The organism is Achromobacter xylosoxidans (assembly GCF_014490035.1).
GTDB classification, from domain to species: Bacteria; Pseudomonadota; Gammaproteobacteria; order Burkholderiales; family Burkholderiaceae_B; genus Achromobacter; species Achromobacter bronchisepticus_A.
Genome location: NZ_CP061008.1, coordinates 626,022 through 641,711, shown reverse-complemented (window position 1 = coordinate 641,711; position 15,690 = coordinate 626,022). Strand labels below are relative to the sequence as shown.

The window sequence follows — 15,690 nt, the reverse complement described above, 5'->3', positions numbered from 1 at the left end:
GCAGCAGCATTTCATGTTGCACCGCAGCATTTCCGCCAGATCCTGAAGACAGGCCTGCCCCAGGCCGCCGCAGCCGCCTCCCGCCCCCAGGCTCATCCAGGCAAGCGCGCTTTCGCCCCATCATCTCTCAAGGAAACACCATGGTTTCGCGCAATCGTATTGCTGTGCTCGCCGTCTTTGCCGCCATCATCGCCGCCGGCGGCGGTTATGCCCTGTTCCGCGCTCCCGCTGGCGCCAATGCCGCACAGGCGCAGACCGCCCCCTCGGCGCCCCCGGTCGAAGTGGCCGAGGTGCTGAACAAGACCATCGTGGACTGGCAGCGCTACTCCGGCCGCCTGGAAGCCATCGACCGCGTCGACATCCGCCCCCTGGTGTCGGGCACCCTGACCGCCGTGCACTTCCAGGACGGCAGCATCGTCAAGAAGGGCGACGTGCTCTTCACCATCGACCCGCGCCCCTACGCGGCCGAGGTGGACCGCGCCGCAGCCGCCCTGACCGCCGCGAAGGCCCGCGCCTCGTACACCGCCAGCGAACTGGCCCGCGGCCAGCGCCTGCTGACGGACAACGCCATCGCCCGCCGCGATTTCGAGGAAAAGCAGAACGCCGCCCGCGAAGCCGCCGCCAACCTGCAAGGCGCCCAGGCCGCGCTGGACTATGCCAAGCTGAACCTCGGCTACACCCGCATCGAAGCCCCCGTGGACGGCCGCGTGTCGCGCGCCGAGGTCACGGTAGGCAACGTGGTGGCGGCCGGCGCCGCATCGGTGCCGCTGACCCGGCTGGTGTCGGTGTCCAAGATGTACGCATCGTTCGACGTGGACGAACAAACCTTCCTGCGCTATGTGAACCCCGCGCGCGGCGGCCGCGCCGGCGCCGTGCCGGTGGAGCTGGGCCTGGCCAACGAGGAAGGCTATTCGCGCACCGGCGTCGTGCAGTCCGTGGACAACCGCCTGGACACCACCTCCGGCACGATCCGCGTGCGCGCCGAGTTCGACAACGCCGACGGCCAGTTGCTGCCCGGCCTGTACGCCCGTGTCCGCCTGGGCGGCAGCGAACCGCGCCAGGCCGTGCTGATCGACGAAAAGGCCATCGGCACCGACCAGGACAAGCGCTACGTGCTGGTGCTGGACGACAAGAACCATGCCGTCTATCGCCAGGTCAAGCTGGGCGCCAACCAGGAAGGCCTGCGCGTGGTCGATTCGGGCCTGGCCGCCGGCGAACGCATCGTCGTCAACGGCCTGCAGCGCGTCCGTCCCGGCGATGCCGTGACCCCCACCGTCGTCCCCATGGTTGCGGCCCAACGCAACCCGGTCAAGACCGCCTCGGCGAAGCTGAACTGAGCCGGCGCGTCTAACGAGAACGTCCATGAATATCTCGAAATTCTTCATCGACCGGCCGATCTTCGCCGGCGTGCTATCGGTCCTGGTGCTGCTGGCGGGCCTGCTGGCCATGTTCCAGCTGCCCATCTCCGAGTATCCGGAAGTGGTGCCGCCGTCCGTGGTCGTGCGTGCGCAGTATCCGGGCGCCAACCCCAAGGTCATCGCCGAAACCGTGGCTTCGCCGCTGGAGGAATCCATCAACGGCGTCGAGGACATGCTGTACATGCAGTCGCAGGCCAACAGCGACGGCAACCTGACCCTGACGGTCAACTTCAAGCTCGGCGTGGACCCGGACAAGGCTCAGCAACTGGTGCAGAACCGGGTGTCGCAAGCGCTGCCGCGCCTGCCGCCGGACGTGCAGCGCCTGGGCGTGACCACGGCCAAGAGCTCGCCCACGCTGACGCTGGTGGTGCACCTGATTTCGCCCAATGACCGCTACGACATCACCTACCTGCGCAACTACGCGATCCTGAACGTCAAGGACCGCCTCGCCCGCATCACCGGCGTGGGCGAAGTGACGGTGTGGGGCTCGGGCAACTATTCCATGCGCGTCTGGCTGGACCCGCAGAAAGTCGCCCAGCGCGGCATGACCGCCAGCGAAGTGGTCGCTGCCATCCGCGAACAGAACGTGCAGGTCGCCGCCGGCGTCATCGGCGCCTCCCCCACGCTGGGCGACGTGCCGCTGCAGCTGAACGTGAATGCCCGCGGCCGCCTGCAGACCGAAGAGGAATTCCGCGACATCATCCTGAAGACCTCGCCCGACGGCGCCGTGACGCACCTGTCGGACGTGGCCCGCGTAGAACTGGACGCGCAGGAATACGGCTTGCGTTCGCTGCTGGACAACAAGCAGGCGGTGGGCATGGGCATCATGCAGTCGCCGGGCGCCAACGCGCTGGACGTGTCCAGCCAGGTGCGCGCCGCCATGGCCGAGCTGTCGCAGGACTTCCCGCCGGGCGTGGAATACCGCATCGAATACGACCCCACTCAATTCGTGCGCGCCAGCATCAAGGCCGTGGTGACCACGCTGCTGGAAGCGATCGCCCTGGTGGTGCTGGTGGTGATCCTGTTCCTGCAGACCTGGCGCGCCTCCATCATCCCGCTGCTGGCGGTGCCCGTTTCCATCGTGGGTACCTTCGCCCTGCTGCTGATGTTCGGCTACTCCATCAACGCGCTGTCGCTGTTCGGCATGGTGCTGGCCATCGGCATCGTGGTGGACGACGCCATCGTGGTGGTGGAAAACGTGGAGCGCAACATCGCGGCGGGCCTGAGTCCGCGCGATGCGACCTATCGCGCCATGCGTGAAGTCAGCGGCCCCATCATCGCCATTGCGCTGACGCTGTGCGCGGTGTTCGTGCCGCTGGCCTTCATGACGGGCCTGACCGGCCAGTTCTACAAGCAGTTCGCCATGACCATCGCCATCTCGACGGTGATCTCGGCCTTCAACTCGCTGACCCTGTCGCCCGCGCTGTCGGCCATCCTGCTCAAGAGCCACCACGACAAGCCCGACTGGCTGACCCGTGGCATGAACCGCGTCTTCGGCCGCTTCTTCAACTGGTTCAACAACATGTTCGGCCGCGCGTCCGAGTCCTATGGCACGGGCGTGACCCGCGTGATCCGCCGCAAGGCCAGCGCCATGGGCGTGTACGCCGTGCTGGTGGCCGCCACCGTCGGCGTCTCCTACCTGGTGCCCGGCGGCTTCGTGCCCGCGCAGGACAAGCAGTACCTGATCGCCTTCACGCAGCTGCCCAACGGCGCCTCGCTGGACCGCACCGACTCGGTGATCCGCCGCATGAGCGACATCGCCCTGAAGGAACCCGGCGTGCAGAGCACCATCGCGTTCCCCGGCCTGTCCATCAACGGCTTCACCAACAGCTCCAGCGCCGGCATCGTGTTCGTCATGCTCAAGCCCTTCGAAGAGCGCAAGAACGCCGCGCTGTCGGGCGACGCCATCGCGGGCTCGCTCAACCAGAAGTTCGCGGCCATCCAGGACTCGTTCATCGCCGTGTTCCCGCCCCCGCCCGTGATGGGCCTGGGCACGCTGGGCGGTTTCAAGTTCCAGATCGAAGACCGCAGCGCGGCAGGCTACGCCGAGCTGGACAAGGCCAAGCAAGCGTTCCTGGAAAAGGCCCGCCAGACGCCGGAACTGGGCCCCGCCTTCTCCAGCTACGAGATCAACGTGCCGCAGCTGGACGTGGACCTGGACCGCGTCAAGGCCAAGCAGCTGGGCGTGCCGGTGACGGAAGTCTTCGACACCATGCAGATCTACCTGGGCTCGATGTACGTCAACGACTTCAACCGTTTCGGCCGCGTCTTCCAGGTGCGGGCGCAAGCCGACGCGCAATTCCGCGCGCACGCCGACGACATCCTGCAACTGAAGACCCGCAACGTCGCCGGTGAAATGGTGCCGCTGTCCTCGCTCGTCACCGTCAACCAGACCTTCGGCCCGGAAATGGTGGTGCGCTACAACGGCTACACCGCCGCCGACATCAACGGCGGTCCGGCGCCCGGCTACTCGTCCGACCAGGCCCAGGCCGCGGCCGAACGCGTCGCCGCCGAAACCCTGCCGCGCGGCATGAAGATGGAATGGACCGACCTGACCTACCAGCAGATCCTGGCGGGCAACGCCGGCCTGTGGGTGTTCCCGATCAGCGTGCTGCTGGTGTTCCTGGTGCTGGCGGCGCTGTACGAAAGCCTGACCCTGCCGCTGGCCGTGATCCTGATCGTGCCTATGAGCATCCTGGCCGCGCTGACGGGCGTCTACCTGACCGGCAACGACAACAACATCTTCACGCAGATCGGCCTGATGGTGCTGGTGGGCCTGTCGGCGAAGAACGCGATCCTGATCGTGGAATTCGCCCGCGAACTGGAAATGAACGGCCGCAGTCCCCTGGACGCCGCCATCGAGGCCAGCCGCCTGCGTCTGCGCCCCATCCTGATGACGTCCATCGCGTTCATCATGGGCGTGGTGCCGCTGGTGCTGTCTTCGGGCGCGGGTTCTGAAATGCGCCAGGCCATGGGCATCGCCGTGTTCTTCGGCATGCTGGGCGTGACCCTGTTCGGCCTGTTCCTGACCCCCGTGTTCTACGTGCTGCTGCGCACGCTGGGCGGCAAGACCCTGCACTCCGCCGCACCGCACGAGGCTCCCGTGTGCGTACCGCACCTGGACCCGAACGCGCCGCCGGCCCCGCAACATCACGCCTGAGCCGGACCACCAGAGTAGCTAGACAGCGCCTTCCGCCCCGCAGGCGGGAGGCGCCCACAAGAGAATAGTCATCATGATCAAAAGACTGACCCGCGGTTCCGCCCTGCTTGCCGTCCTGCTCGTGCTGGCCGGCTGCGCGGTGGGCCCCACCTACGAACGCCCCTCGGCCGCGGTGCCCGCGGCCTTCAAGGAAGCCGCCCTGCCCGCTTCCGAGGCCGGCACCTGGAAAACCGCCGAGCCGTCCGAAGACGCGCTGCGCGGCGCCTGGTGGAAGGTATTCGGCGACGAAGGCCTGAACCAGCTGCAGGAAGAAGCCCAGAAGGCCAACCAGAACCTGCAGGCCGCCGCCGCCCGCCTGACCCAGTCACGCGCGCTGCAACGCGAAGCCCGCGCCGGCTTCTTCCCCAACCTGGACGCCGCCTTCGGCCCCAACCGCCAGCGCCCCTCGGCCGTGTCGCAGGGCTTGCCCGACGGCACCTCGACCAGCCCCGTGACCACCTGGCGCGCCCAAGGCGCCGTGTCCTACGAAGCGGACCTGTTCGGCCGCGTCGCCTCCACCTACGACGCCGCCAGCGCCGATGCCCAGCAAAGCGAAGCCCTGTACCGTTCCGTGCTGCTGGCCCTGCAGGCCGACGTCGCCACCACCTACTTCCTGGTGCGCGAACAGGACGCCGAATCGCAGCTCTACCGCCAGACGGTCAAGCTGCGCACCGACACCCTGCAACTGATCCAGCGCCGCTACGACGCCGGCGACATCAGCGAACTCGACCTGGCCCGCGCCAAGGCCGAACTGGCCAGCGCGCAATCCGAAGCCCTGGGCATCGACCGCCGCCGCGCCGCCTCCGAACACGCCCTGGCCGTACTGCTGGGCCGCGCCCCGTCGGACTTCGCCATGCCCGAGCAGCCCATCCAGAAGGTCGCGCTGTCGATCCCCGCCGGCCTGCCCTCGAGCCTGCTGGAACGCCGCCCCGACATCGCCGCAGCCGAACGCGCCATGGCCGCCGCCAACGCCCGCGTCGGCGCGGCCAAGTCCGCCTTCTTCCCGCGCCTGGACATCACCGGCGCCTTCGGCTACGAATCCTCGGACCTGGGCAACCTGTTCCAGTGGTCCAGCCGCACCTTCCTGCTGGGCCCCCTGGTCGGCGCCGCGCTGTCCATGCCGATCTTCGACGGCGGCCGCCGCCAGGCCGGCCTGGACCGCGCCCGCGCCGTCTACGAGGAAGACGTGGCCGTCTACCGCCAGACCATCCTGAACGCGTTCCGCGAAGTGGAAGACAACCTGGCCAACCTGCGCATCCTGGCCGACCAGACCAAGGCGCAAGACGCCGCCGTCGACGCCGCCGCCCGCGCCGCCAAGCTCTCGCACACGCAGTACCGCGAAGGCTCCATCAGCTACCTGGACGTCATCGAAGCCGACCGCAGCGTCCTGCTGCAGCAACGCGTCGCGGTGCAACTGAGTGGGGAACAAGCGCGTTCCGCAGTAGGCCTGATCCGCGCCATCGGCGGCGGCTGGGAGAACCCGGTGCCGCCGGAAACGGTGGCATCGAAGTAAGAAGCGGGCGCACCGCGGGCACCACCTGGAAGCACGGCACCAGCTTGCAGCGCTCGCGACAGCGACAGCGACCACAACCGCAAGACCAAGCGTATGCGCCAGATCGGCCGCCCGCGCGGCCGATCTGGGGCGGGCCCCGCAAGACCTTCCGCCAACCGCCACCGGCGCCAAGAACGCCAAGCAAACCACCCGCCCCAGCGCCCGTAAAATTTCAACCGACCGAGCCAGTCGCGTCGGGGGCCGGCGGGGCGCGGGGCGTCGATAAGCCCGACGGAATCCGAAGGAACCGCCGCAGGCGGTGACGAGGATGAGGATGGGGTAGTCCGGAGCGAACGCTCCGGACCGCAATCGTTGCCCCGCGCCCCGCCGGCCCCCGACGCGGCTGGCGTCTTAAGAACCAACGGAAGCCACAGAAGAAGCAGCAGCAGCAGCAGCAGCAGCCAAAAAGCCTACGGCCGCCCCCGCAACCACTCCTCAAGATCAGCAGCCGGCAACGGCGGCGAAAACAAAAACCCCTGCCCCGCCGCACACCCCTGCTCGATCAAGAACCGCCGCTGCTCTTCATTTTCAACGCCTTCAGCCACCACAGGCAGGCTCAGGCTCTCGCCGATACGAATCACCGCGCTGGTCAACGCCCTAGCCGCGTCATCGCTCTCCAGCCCCTGCACGAAACTGCGATCCAGCTTCAGTTCATCCACGATCAGTCGCCGCAAATGCCCCAGGCTGGAATAGCCAGTCCCGAAATCGTCCATCGACAGCCGCACGCCCAAGCGGTGCAGCTCCGCAATCGTCCGCAACGTACCCGCCGTCGCGTCCAGCACCACGCCTTCCGTGATCTCCAGCATCAGATCCGCCGCCGCCAGCCCAAACTCGGCCAGCGTCGCCTCGATCAACCGCGGCAGATTCAGATTGTGGAAATTCGTCGCCGACAGGTTCACCGACACCGACGGCACCCGCAGGCCCTTCGCCCGCCAGACCGCCAGTTGCGAACAAGCCTCGTGCACCGCCCAGTCGCCCAGGTCGCCGATCAACCCGCATTCCTCGGCCAGCGGCACAAAGCGCGCTGGCGAGATATCGCCCAGCGTCGGATGACGCCAGCGCGCCAGCGCCTCGACGCCGTATAGCTGGCCGTTCTTCAGCCCCACCTGCGGCTGATAATGCAACCGCAAGGCCTTCGCCTCCAGCGCGTCGCGCAAGGCCGCCTCCAGCGCCAGGCGCTCCTGCGCCTGCCGGTTCATCTCGGCGCTGAAGAAAGAGATGCGGTTGCGCCCCGCCGTCTTGGCCTGGTACATCGCCATGTCGGCATGGCGCAGCAGCGTATCCATGTCGCGCCCGTTCTCCGGGAACACGCTGATGCCGATGCTGACCGAAGGATTCAGCGTGATGCCGCCCACCGAGAATGGCTGAGCCAGGGCGACCAGCACATGCTCCGCCGCGGTCGTCAGGCGACCGTGTTCGAAGTCCGGCATCAGCATCACGAACTCATCGCCTGACAGGCGGCCCACGATGTCGGTCGCGCGCGCCAGGCGGCGCAAGCGTTGCGCCACGTCGCGCAGCAACGCGTCGCCTATGGGATGGCCCAGCGTGTCGTTGACCTGCTTGAAGCGATCCAGGTCCAGGAACAGGACGGCGACACGCTTGCGCTCGGGTTCGGCTCGCGCGATGGCCTGCTCGGCCTGCGCCAGCAGCAGGTTGCGATTCGGCAGACCGGTCAGTTCGTCGTAGAACGCCAACTGGCGGATCCGGGCGCGAGCCTCCTCGCGCTCCAGCGCCAGCGCGCACAGGTACACGCACACGTCCACCAGCCGGTGGTGGAAATCATCGGGCAGACGCCGCTCGCGGAAATAAAAACCGAAGGTGCCTATGACCCGGCCGTCGCTGGACTTGATCGGCGACGACCAGCAGGCCTTCACGTCGTCCGGCAGCGGCAGGTGACGATAATCGTCCCACAGCGGATCGGTGGAGATGTCCGGCACGATCACCGGCCGGCCCAGGAAGGCGGAGGTGCCGCAAGCGCCCGCCTGCGGCCCGATGGCCACGCCGTCCAAGGCGTCGGTATAGGCTTGCGGCAGGCTGGGCGCGGCCAGCGGCCGCAGCAGCCCGGCGTCATCCACCCGCAGGACGCTGGCCGCGACTTCGGGCGCCAGGCGTTCGACCTCGCGGCACACCATGTTCATGACCTCGACCACCGAGGCCTCGTTGACCATGGCTTGCAGCACGCGGCGCTGCAGGACTTCGTGCACCTTGGTGGGCGTGATGTCCGTCAGCACGTCCACGATATTGACCAGCGCGCCGCGTTCGTCGAACACGGAGTTGGCCATCACCGACACCCACAACGGGCGGCCGGCGCGGTCGTAGACCAGCACGTCCTTGTGGTAGCCCTCGCGGCAGGCGATGCGGCGGCCCAGCTCTTCGCGCGTGCCGCCGTCCGGCCGGCCGCCGGCCAGCAGTTCGCCCAGCTCCTGGTTCACGGCGTCGCCGCGGGCAAAGCCCAGCATGCGCTGGAAGCCGTCGTTCACGTAGAGGATGCGGCCGTCCTTGCCCGACACCGCGACGGCGTTGCCGGTCTCGTTGATGCCCAGCAACAGGAGGCGGATCTCTTCCTGGCGATCGGCGTCCGCGATGGACTTGCGGGAGATGACGGATATGCGGACGACCTCGCCGGCTTCACCGGCGATGGGCATGTAGGTGGCTTCGATCCAGACAAAGCCGCCATCCTTCTTGCGGTAGCGGCAGGTGCCGGTGAAGTGCTTGCCGCCCAGAAGCCTGGCCCAGACCTGCTCGCCGCCGACGATGCCCTTGCCTTCGTCCATGCTGTCGCACAGCATGTCATGGCGCAGCGCCGGAGCCTCTTCGCGGGCGTAGCCCACCAAGGCGAGAAAATTCGCGTTGGCGTTCAACAAGGAGCCGGCCGGGTTGAAATCGAACAGCAACAGCGCCCTATCCATGGACGCCAGGTATGTGCCCGGATGCCATGCGGCGCCTTGCGGGCGCTCGTCGGTAACGCCTGGATAAGAATCAAGCATATGGGGCTCCATGCCGGATAACAGCTGATCCGGTTTCATCTGCGCTTCGGAAACCCGAGTTCGACGCGGTCGCGTCCGTCCTGCTTGGCCAGGTACAGGGCCTGGTCCGCGCGGCTAAGCGTTTCAGAGAAGGTCTCTCCCAACTGGTGGTATGCCATGCCTATGCTGACCGTCAATCTCAACACGCCATCCCCCACCGTGATCGCCAGGGCGCGCACCGCGCCTACCAGCCGGTCCATGACGCGCTGGGCGTCCTCGGGCTGGGTGCTGGGTAGCAGCACCAGGAATTCCTCGCCGCCCCAGCGGCCGCACAGATCGTATTCACGCAAGTTGTTGCCCAGCGCACCGGCCAGTTCCACCAGCGCGCGGTCGCCTGTTTCATGGCCATAGCGGTCGTTGACCGACTTGAAGTGATCCACGTCCAACATCGCCACGACGAAAGTCGAACCGCCACGGGACACGCGCAGGACCTCCTGCTTGATCATTTCCATCAAGGCGCGCCGATTCAAAAGGCCGGTCAGGGGATCGCGATTGGAGGTTTCCTGCAATGCGGAGTTCAGGTCCCGCATCATGTTCTGGTAATGGTCCGAGATGCGCGCGATGCGGGTCAGGCGGCGCAATTGCCGGTCGAAACGGTCGCACAGGCCCAGCTCGCGCTCGTGCGCCATGCTCTGGTAGGCGTCCGACAGTTGGGTCACGCGCTCGATGCGCGCCATCTGCTCGGCCGTATGCCGCCAGAGCGCGTCCAGCGCTTCATGCAACGGATGGCCCTGATAGGCCGGGTCCGCCAGCAATTCGGCGATGCGCTTGTCCAGCTGGGCGGCGTCGGATTTCATTGGCGGCCGACAACCGAAAAGGGAAACGTGCAGTCTTCCTTGAATTCCTCGGCCAGTTCGCCGACGCGCTCATTGCGCATGTCGTAGAACCAGGTGACGCTGACCTCGCGGCCCTTGTTGTGGGCAGCCTCCAGCAGATCGAAGATGTCCATGACGGACTTGATGCTGCTGGTGTTCAGGTAAAGCAGTTCCAGTTCCAGCTTCAGGGGTACGGCGCTGCTCAGCAGATAGGCTTCGACCCATTCGATGACGGGACCGAACAGCTCGAAGGAATTCTCGGGATAGGAGTCGCCGCGCATCGCCAGCACGCCCGCTGCGGTGTCGGCGGTGATGGCGGGCGTGGACTGGGTCCCGGGAATGTTCAAATCGTTCATTAGTTGCTCCAAATATATTCTTGGCCGGGCACGCCTTCAGATCACGACGCTCAGGCTGAAGAAAGCCTGTCCGGGCGCCGTGGCGGGCGTCAGGCTGGCCTCCAGCGGCGCACCGGCGCGGCGGGCGATATCGATCAACCCCAGACCGGCACCCGAGGCGACGCCCTGGGCGCGCGGCTTGTGCAGCTGCGCCTTGTACTCGGCCTTCAGCGCCGCCTTGTCCAGCGCGGCCAATTCCTGGATACGGGCGACCAGCGCCTCGCCGTCCTCCGCCTTGACCAGATTGCCTGCGGACACCACGTAGCGGCTTTCATCGCGGCGACCGATCACCACGGTGGCCGAGGCGTCCAGGTCGTCATGCAGCGCGGCGTACTGGCGGATGTTCTGGATCATCTCGATGTAGACGGAGAAAACGTCCATGGCCTCGGCCGGCCGCGCGTGCTCCGCGTTCAGATAGTTCTTGAGCGCATTGCCGATTTCCTCGATCAGGCTGCGGGAAGTCGGTCCGTTGAAGCACAACAGAGTGCGATTCTGGTTGAACCGTTCGCCCAATGCGTAAAGATCGGAGGCATTCATGGGGGTAACCGCCCTGATAACGTTTATTCGAAACGGAACGACAGCAAGGTGATGTCATCACGCTGCGGCCGACCGCCTTGGTACTCTGCCAGCGCCTGGGTAAAGGCGGCCGCCTGTTCGGTTAACGGCCGGCGCGCGTGCGTCTTGAGCATTTCCGCAAACCGCGTATTGCCGAAGCCAAAGCCGTGCTCGCCTCCCGCCTGGTCCAGGAACCCGTCCGTGACCAGGTAGTAGGTCCAGCCGGGTTCCATCCGCAGTTCGATGTTTTCGTAGATCTCGGTGCGCTTGTCTCCCAGCGCCCGCTTGCCGCCGGGCACCTCGCGCAGTTCCTCGCCGTTGCTCGTGTACAGGCTGATCTTGGCGCCCGCATAGCGCAGCCGACCGGCCTGGCGGTCAATATAAACCAGGGCCGCATCGGTATTCGTAGCCAGCGCACGGGGCAATTGCGCGTCCGCAAGCATGGCGCGGATGGCGCTGTCGGTGCGGGTCAGGATGGCCGCCGGGTCGGCCGGGCCGGCCTCGGCGATCGCCAGGTCGATGGCCGCGCGGGCCAGCATGGTCATCAGCGCGCCGGGCACGCCGTGGCCGGCGCAATCCATGATGCCCAGCAGGCAGTTGGCGCCGTCGGAGCGGAATACGTAGAAGTCGCCGCCCACCACGTCGCGCGGTTTCCACAGCACGAAATGGTGCGCGCCCAGGGACTGGGTCAGCTGGCGGTCCGGCAGGATGGCGCGCTGGATCAGGCTGGCGTAATCGATGGAATCGTCGATCTTCTTGTGCGCGGCGGCCATGGCGCGATTGGCGTCCTCGAGTTCGGAGGTGCGCTCGCGCACCTTGGTTTCGAGTTCGGCGGTGTGCTGGCGCACCTTGTCCGCCATCACGCCGAAGGCGCGGCTGAGATCGCCGATTTCGTCCTGGCCGCCCGGAGGCAGGCGCACGTCGTAGCTGCCGTCGGCGATGGCCCGCGCCGACTGCTGCAGGCGGCGCAAGGGGCGCAGCATCAGGCGTTCGATGGCGTAGCCGAAGCACAGCAGCATGGCCGCGAACAGCACCACCAGACCGATCGCCGCGGGCCAGAGCCAATCCGTGTCCAGCACCCGGGCCGCGCCCAGGTCCACCACCGTCAGCACGTGCCAGTGCAGTTCCGGCATGTAGGCCACCGAAACCAGCTGGCGGATGCCGTCCATCTTGACCCAGGCGGACTGCACCGACTGCGGGTCGGTCCGCGCCGCCTTCATGGCCGCGGCCAGCTCGGCGCGGCCTTCGCCGCCGTCCAGCAGGTTGAATACCGTGCCGCGGGCAACACCGCCCGCGCCAGAGTTGTAGGCGATGAGCGAGGCGTCCATGTGCGCCTGGATCGCGCCTTCCTCGTCGACGATGATGGGCGTGACCCCGGGCTGGCCGCTGTTGACGAAATCACGCAGGAACCCGCCTACGTCCAGACCGGAACCAGTCAAGCCGATGACCCGGTCGCCGTCGCGCACCTGGACGTTGATCCAGACCTTGGTGGTCTTGAGCTTCAGGTCCGGGTTGACGTTGATGTTGTATTTGGCGGGCGACGCCAGCGTCAGGTAGAACCAGGCGTCGTCGGCAGCGCCTTTGCTCAGCGTGTAGCGCGGAGTCTCGGACAGGGGTTGGTCGTCGTTGAAGTAATAATTGCCCGAGGCGGCGCTGGCGATGAAGTAGGCGCGTCCCAGCAGATCGCGGCGGTAGCCGTCGGCTTCGCGGAAGAACAGCTCGCGCGCGGCCGGATCGCTTTCGTGCCGCAGCCAGCGGCGCGTGACCTCGCTATCCGCCAGCCGCAGCGACAGGGCCAGTTCGCGGGACACCGGCGCCAGGATGCGCTGGCGGTTCAATTGCGTGAAGTTGTCGGAGAAAGCCCGTCCGAAGTGCTCCCTGACCCCGTCCAGCACCTGCCAGCCGATCAGGGCCGCCGGCGCCAGGGCGACCAGGCACGCCAGCAACAGCGCCATCAACGATTTTCTGCGCAAACCCCATTTCGCCATGCAAAGTCTTCCTTACTGCCTGATAAGACGTAACGTGCGTGAAGGGGACGCATGGGTAGGCTTTCGTTGTGTAACGATGTTTCGCCGCGCGCTTGCCCCGCTAGTCCAGCCATGAGCCTGTTGCTGGCGTACCCGCGAGGCACGTCCGGCGCGACAAGTGTAGAGAACAGTGGTTCCAATTGAAACAGGAGCAAACGCTTGTAAGACGCCTGGGCGTCCTAAGTTGCACTGTTGCAATGTAAATGTCGATTTATTGCTTTTTATGTCACGACTGCCGGCATTTGCCTGTTTACATTGCAGCTTTCTTGCTACACGCCCAGATAGCGTTCCCAAAGGCCGCGATCGGCGTCCAGCGCCTGCGAGTCTCCGGTCCATACCACCTTGCCGCGCTCCAGGATCACATGGCGGTCGGCCAGGCTCAGCAGCCGTTCGACGTATTTGTCGATGACCAGGATGGTCTGGCCGGCCTGGCGCAGGCGCGCCAGGCAATTCCAGATTTCCTCGCGGATCTTGGGCGCCAGGCCTTCGGTGGCCTCATCCAGGATCAGCAGCCGCGGATTGGTGACCAGCGCCCGGCCAATGGCCAGCATCTGCTGTTCGCCGCCCGAAAGCTGGTTGCCCATGTTGCGGGCGCGTTCGTGCAGACGGGGGAAGAGTTCGAAGACGCGCTCCGGCGTCCAGGGTTCGCCGATGTCCGGATTGCGCGCAGCGACGAAGGCCGTCAGGTGCTCGCGCACCGTCAGGTTCGGGAAGCACTGCCGCCCTTCCGGCACGATGGCCATGCCGACCCGCGCGATGCGGTCCGGACTCCAGCCGCTGATGTCCTGGCCCGCGAACTGGATCTTGCCGCCGCGCAGGGGCAACTGGCCGAACAAGGTGCGCAGCAGCGTGGTCTTGCCCATGCCATTGCGGCCCAGCAAGGTCACGACCTGGCCCGCGCCGATCTGCAGGTCCACGCCAAACAGCACCTGGCTGGCGCCATAGCCGCTCTTGGCGGATTCGATGGTCAGCATCACGCGGTCTCCTCGTCGCCCAGGTAGGCTTGCCGCACTTCCGGGTTGGCGCGGATTTCGTCAGGGGTGCCGGTCGCGATGACGCGGCCGTAGACCAGCACCGACAGGCGGTCGGCCAGGCGGAACACCGCCTGCATGTCGTGTTCGACCAGCAGCATGGCGGCGCGGCCGCGCATGGATTCGATCAGTTCGGTCAGGCGCACGGTTTCATCCGGCCCCATGCCCGCCATGGGTTCGTCCAGCAGCAGCACGGCCGGCCGTGCGGCCAGGGCCAGCGCGAATTCGACCTTGCGCTGTTCGCCGTGCGGCAAGGTGCCGGCCGGGCGTTCCAGCAGGCTGGCGTCGATGGCGCATTCCCGCGCCAGCTCGCGCGCCTGCTCGTACAGGGCCGATTCGGCGGCGCGCGGCTTCCAGAAGCGGAAGCTGCTGCCGGCGTGCGCCTGCACCGCCAGCACCAGGTTGTCGAGCACCGAGGATTGTTTGAAGATGTTGGTGATCTGGTACGACCGCGATAGCCCGGCCGCGACGCGCTGGTGGGCGTTCATGCTGGTGACGTCGCGTCCGCCCACCGTCAGCTTGCCCGAGTCCGCCGTCAACGTGCCGGACAGCAGATGGATCAGCGTGGACTTGCCCGCGCCATTGGGGCCGATCAAGGCGTGGATCTCGCCCGGGTTCAGGGACAGCGACACATTGTCGGTGGCGACCAGCGCGCCAAAGCGGCGCACCAGTCCCGTGGCCTGCAGGGCTGGCGTTACAGCTGCGTTCATGATCCCGCCTTGCCGGATTGGGTGGCAGCGGCGCGGCCGCTGAACAGGGGGCCGAACAGCCCGACCAGGCCGCGCGGCGCGCCGAACACCACGCACAACAGCAGCACGCCCAGGGGCAGATGCCAATATTCGGTCCACAGGCGTAGCACTTCCTCCAGGGTCAGCATGACCACGGCGCCGGCCACGCCGCCATAGCGCAGGCCGATGCCGCCCACCAGCACCATGATCAGCAGGTTGGCCGACTGGGTCCAGTGCATCAGGCTGGGCGAGATGAAGAGGTTGTGGTTGGCCAGCAGCGCGCCGGCCAGGCCCGCCACCGCGCCGCTCAGCGTGAAGGCCATCAGCTTGATGCGATAGACCGGATAGCCCATGGATTCCATGCGCGATTCGTTCTCGCGTATGCCTTGCAGGGCGGTGCCGAAGCGCGAGGTCACCACGCGGCCGAACACCCACATGATCAGCGCGAACAGCGCCAGCACCAGGTAATAGAAGCTGACGTCATTGGCCAGGTCCAGGCCCGGCAGGCTGGAATAGCCCGGCAGGTTCAGCCCGTCCTCGCCGCCGTACTGGCGCAGCGAGATGAAGATGTAGAACAGCATCTGCGCGAAGGCCAGCGTGATCATGATGAAGTACACGCCGCGGGTGCGCAGCGAAATCGCCCCCGTGATGCAGGCCAGCACCGCCGCCAACAGCATGGCCACCGGCCAGACGATCAGGGCGGACGTCACGCCCGACATGGCCAGGATGCCGACCGCGTAGGCGCCCGCGCCGAAGAAGGCGGCATGCCCCAGCGCCACCATGCCGCCGTAACCCAGGATCAGGTTCAGGCTGGTCGCGGCCAGCGCATAGATCAGCACGCGCCGTACGAAGGAAATATAGAAGTCCAGGCCCAGCGCCGGCGCGACCAGCGGGAACACCGCCAGCGCGGCCAGCAGGACCACGGTCCAGATCATGGATTTCAT

At 66.7% G+C, this 15,690-nt stretch carries 11 protein-coding genes; 3 read left to right on the top strand and 8 right to left on the bottom strand.

Annotation, left to right across the window (positions count from 1 at the left end; all coding sequences use genetic code 11):
- The first annotated feature begins 140 nt into the window (after positions 1-140).
- The 3 genes from IAG39_RS03000 to IAG39_RS02990 all read left to right on the top strand — a co-directional run bounded on the left by IAG39_RS03000 (position 141) and on the right by IAG39_RS02990 (position 6,130).
- Positions 141-1,337, top strand: a complete 1,197-nt coding sequence (locus tag IAG39_RS03000) for an efflux RND transporter periplasmic adaptor subunit (RefSeq protein ID WP_118931452.1) — start codon at positions 141-143, stop codon at positions 1,335-1,337.
- A 25-nt stretch (positions 1,338-1,362) separates the two neighbouring features.
- Entirely contained in the window at positions 1,363-4,578 is a 3,216-nt protein-coding gene (locus IAG39_RS02995; RefSeq protein WP_059373979.1) for an efflux RND transporter permease subunit, read from the top strand.
- Between the two features lie 73 nt (positions 4,579-4,651).
- Positions 4,652-6,130 carry an efflux transporter outer membrane subunit gene (locus tag IAG39_RS02990; protein WP_059373980.1) on the top strand — a complete coding sequence of 493 codons (1,479 nt, stop codon included), beginning with the start codon at positions 4,652-4,654 and terminating at the stop codon, positions 6,128-6,130.
- 449 nt (positions 6,131-6,579) lie between these two features.
- Here the strand turns inward: IAG39_RS02990 and IAG39_RS02985 are convergent, their stop codons facing one another.
- From IAG39_RS02985 to IAG39_RS02950, 8 genes are all read right to left on the bottom strand, one after another.
- Positions 6,580-9,156, bottom strand: a complete 2,577-nt coding sequence (locus IAG39_RS02985; RefSeq protein ID WP_223283273.1) for an EAL domain-containing protein — start codon at positions 9,154-9,156, stop codon at positions 6,580-6,582.
- Positions 9,157-9,191: 35 nt separating this feature from the next.
- Positions 9,192-9,992, bottom strand: coding sequence for a biofilm regulation diguanylate cyclase SiaD (gene siaD, locus IAG39_RS02980; RefSeq protein ID WP_059373982.1), 801 nt, complete (start codon positions 9,990-9,992; stop codon positions 9,192-9,194).
- Entirely contained in the window at positions 9,989-10,366 is a 378-nt protein-coding gene (gene siaC / locus IAG39_RS02975; protein ID WP_059373983.1) for a biofilm regulation phosphoprotein SiaC, read from the bottom strand. Before siaC ends, siaD begins: the two co-directional genes overlap by 4 nt.
- A 36-nt stretch (positions 10,367-10,402) precedes the next feature.
- Positions 10,403-10,942: a biofilm regulation protein kinase SiaB gene (siaB, locus tag IAG39_RS02970; RefSeq protein WP_059373984.1), complete on the bottom strand. Its 540-nt coding sequence runs from the start codon at positions 10,940-10,942 to the stop codon at positions 10,403-10,405.
- Positions 10,943-10,965: 23 nt separating this feature from the next.
- A complete protein-coding gene (siaA, locus tag IAG39_RS02965) occupies positions 10,966-12,948 on the bottom strand; it encodes a biofilm regulation protein phosphatase SiaA (RefSeq protein ID WP_205736582.1) in 1,983 nt (660 codons plus the stop codon).
- A gap of 308 nt (positions 12,949-13,256) precedes the next feature.
- Positions 13,257-13,961, bottom strand: coding sequence for an ABC transporter ATP-binding protein (locus IAG39_RS02960; RefSeq protein WP_059373986.1), 705 nt, complete (start codon positions 13,959-13,961; stop codon positions 13,257-13,259).
- Positions 13,961-14,728 carry an ABC transporter ATP-binding protein gene (locus IAG39_RS02955; protein ID WP_054459230.1) on the bottom strand — a complete coding sequence of 256 codons (768 nt, stop codon included), beginning with the start codon at positions 14,726-14,728 and terminating at the stop codon, positions 13,961-13,963. The genes IAG39_RS02960 and IAG39_RS02955 overlap by 1 nt, the downstream gene beginning before the upstream one ends.
- Complete coding sequence (locus tag IAG39_RS02950; protein WP_118931450.1) at positions 14,725-15,690, bottom strand: branched-chain amino acid ABC transporter permease; 966 nt, start codon at positions 15,688-15,690, stop codon at positions 14,725-14,727. Before IAG39_RS02950 ends, IAG39_RS02955 begins: the two co-directional genes overlap by 4 nt.

Bases quoted from the DNA above. Each gene is read 5' to 3' on its own strand.
- siaC (WP_059373983.1), bottom strand. From the start codon at position 10,366: ATGAACGATTTGAACATTCCCGGGACCCAGTCCACGCCCGCCATCACC.
- IAG39_RS02995 (WP_059373979.1), top strand. From the start codon at position 1,363: ATGAATATCTCGAAATTCTTCATCGACCGGCCGATCTTCGCCGGCGTG.
- siaD (WP_059373982.1), bottom strand. From the start codon at position 9,992: ATGAAATCCGACGCCGCCCAGCTGGACAAGCGCATCGCCGAATTGCTG.
- IAG39_RS02955 (WP_054459230.1), bottom strand. From the start codon at position 14,728: ATGAACGCAGCTGTAACGCCAGCCCTGCAGGCCACGGGACTGGTGCGC.
- IAG39_RS03000 (WP_118931452.1), top strand. From the start codon at position 141: ATGGTTTCGCGCAATCGTATTGCTGTGCTCGCCGTCTTTGCCGCCATC.
- IAG39_RS02950 (WP_118931450.1), bottom strand. From the start codon at position 15,690: ATGAAATCCATGATCTGGACCGTGGTCCTGCTGGCCGCGCTGGCGGTG.
- siaA (WP_205736582.1), bottom strand. From the start codon at position 12,948: ATGGCGAAATGGGGTTTGCGCAGAAAATCGTTGATGGCGCTGTTGCTG.
- siaB (WP_059373984.1), bottom strand. From the start codon at position 10,942: ATGAATGCCTCCGATCTTTACGCATTGGGCGAACGGTTCAACCAGAAT.
- IAG39_RS02990 (WP_059373980.1), top strand. From the start codon at position 4,652: ATGATCAAAAGACTGACCCGCGGTTCCGCCCTGCTTGCCGTCCTGCTC.
- IAG39_RS02960 (WP_059373986.1), bottom strand. From the start codon at position 13,961: ATGCTGACCATCGAATCCGCCAAGAGCGGCTATGGCGCCAGCCAGGTG.
- IAG39_RS02985 (WP_223283273.1), bottom strand. From the start codon at position 9,156: ATGCTTGATTCTTATCCAGGCGTTACCGACGAGCGCCCGCAAGGCGCC.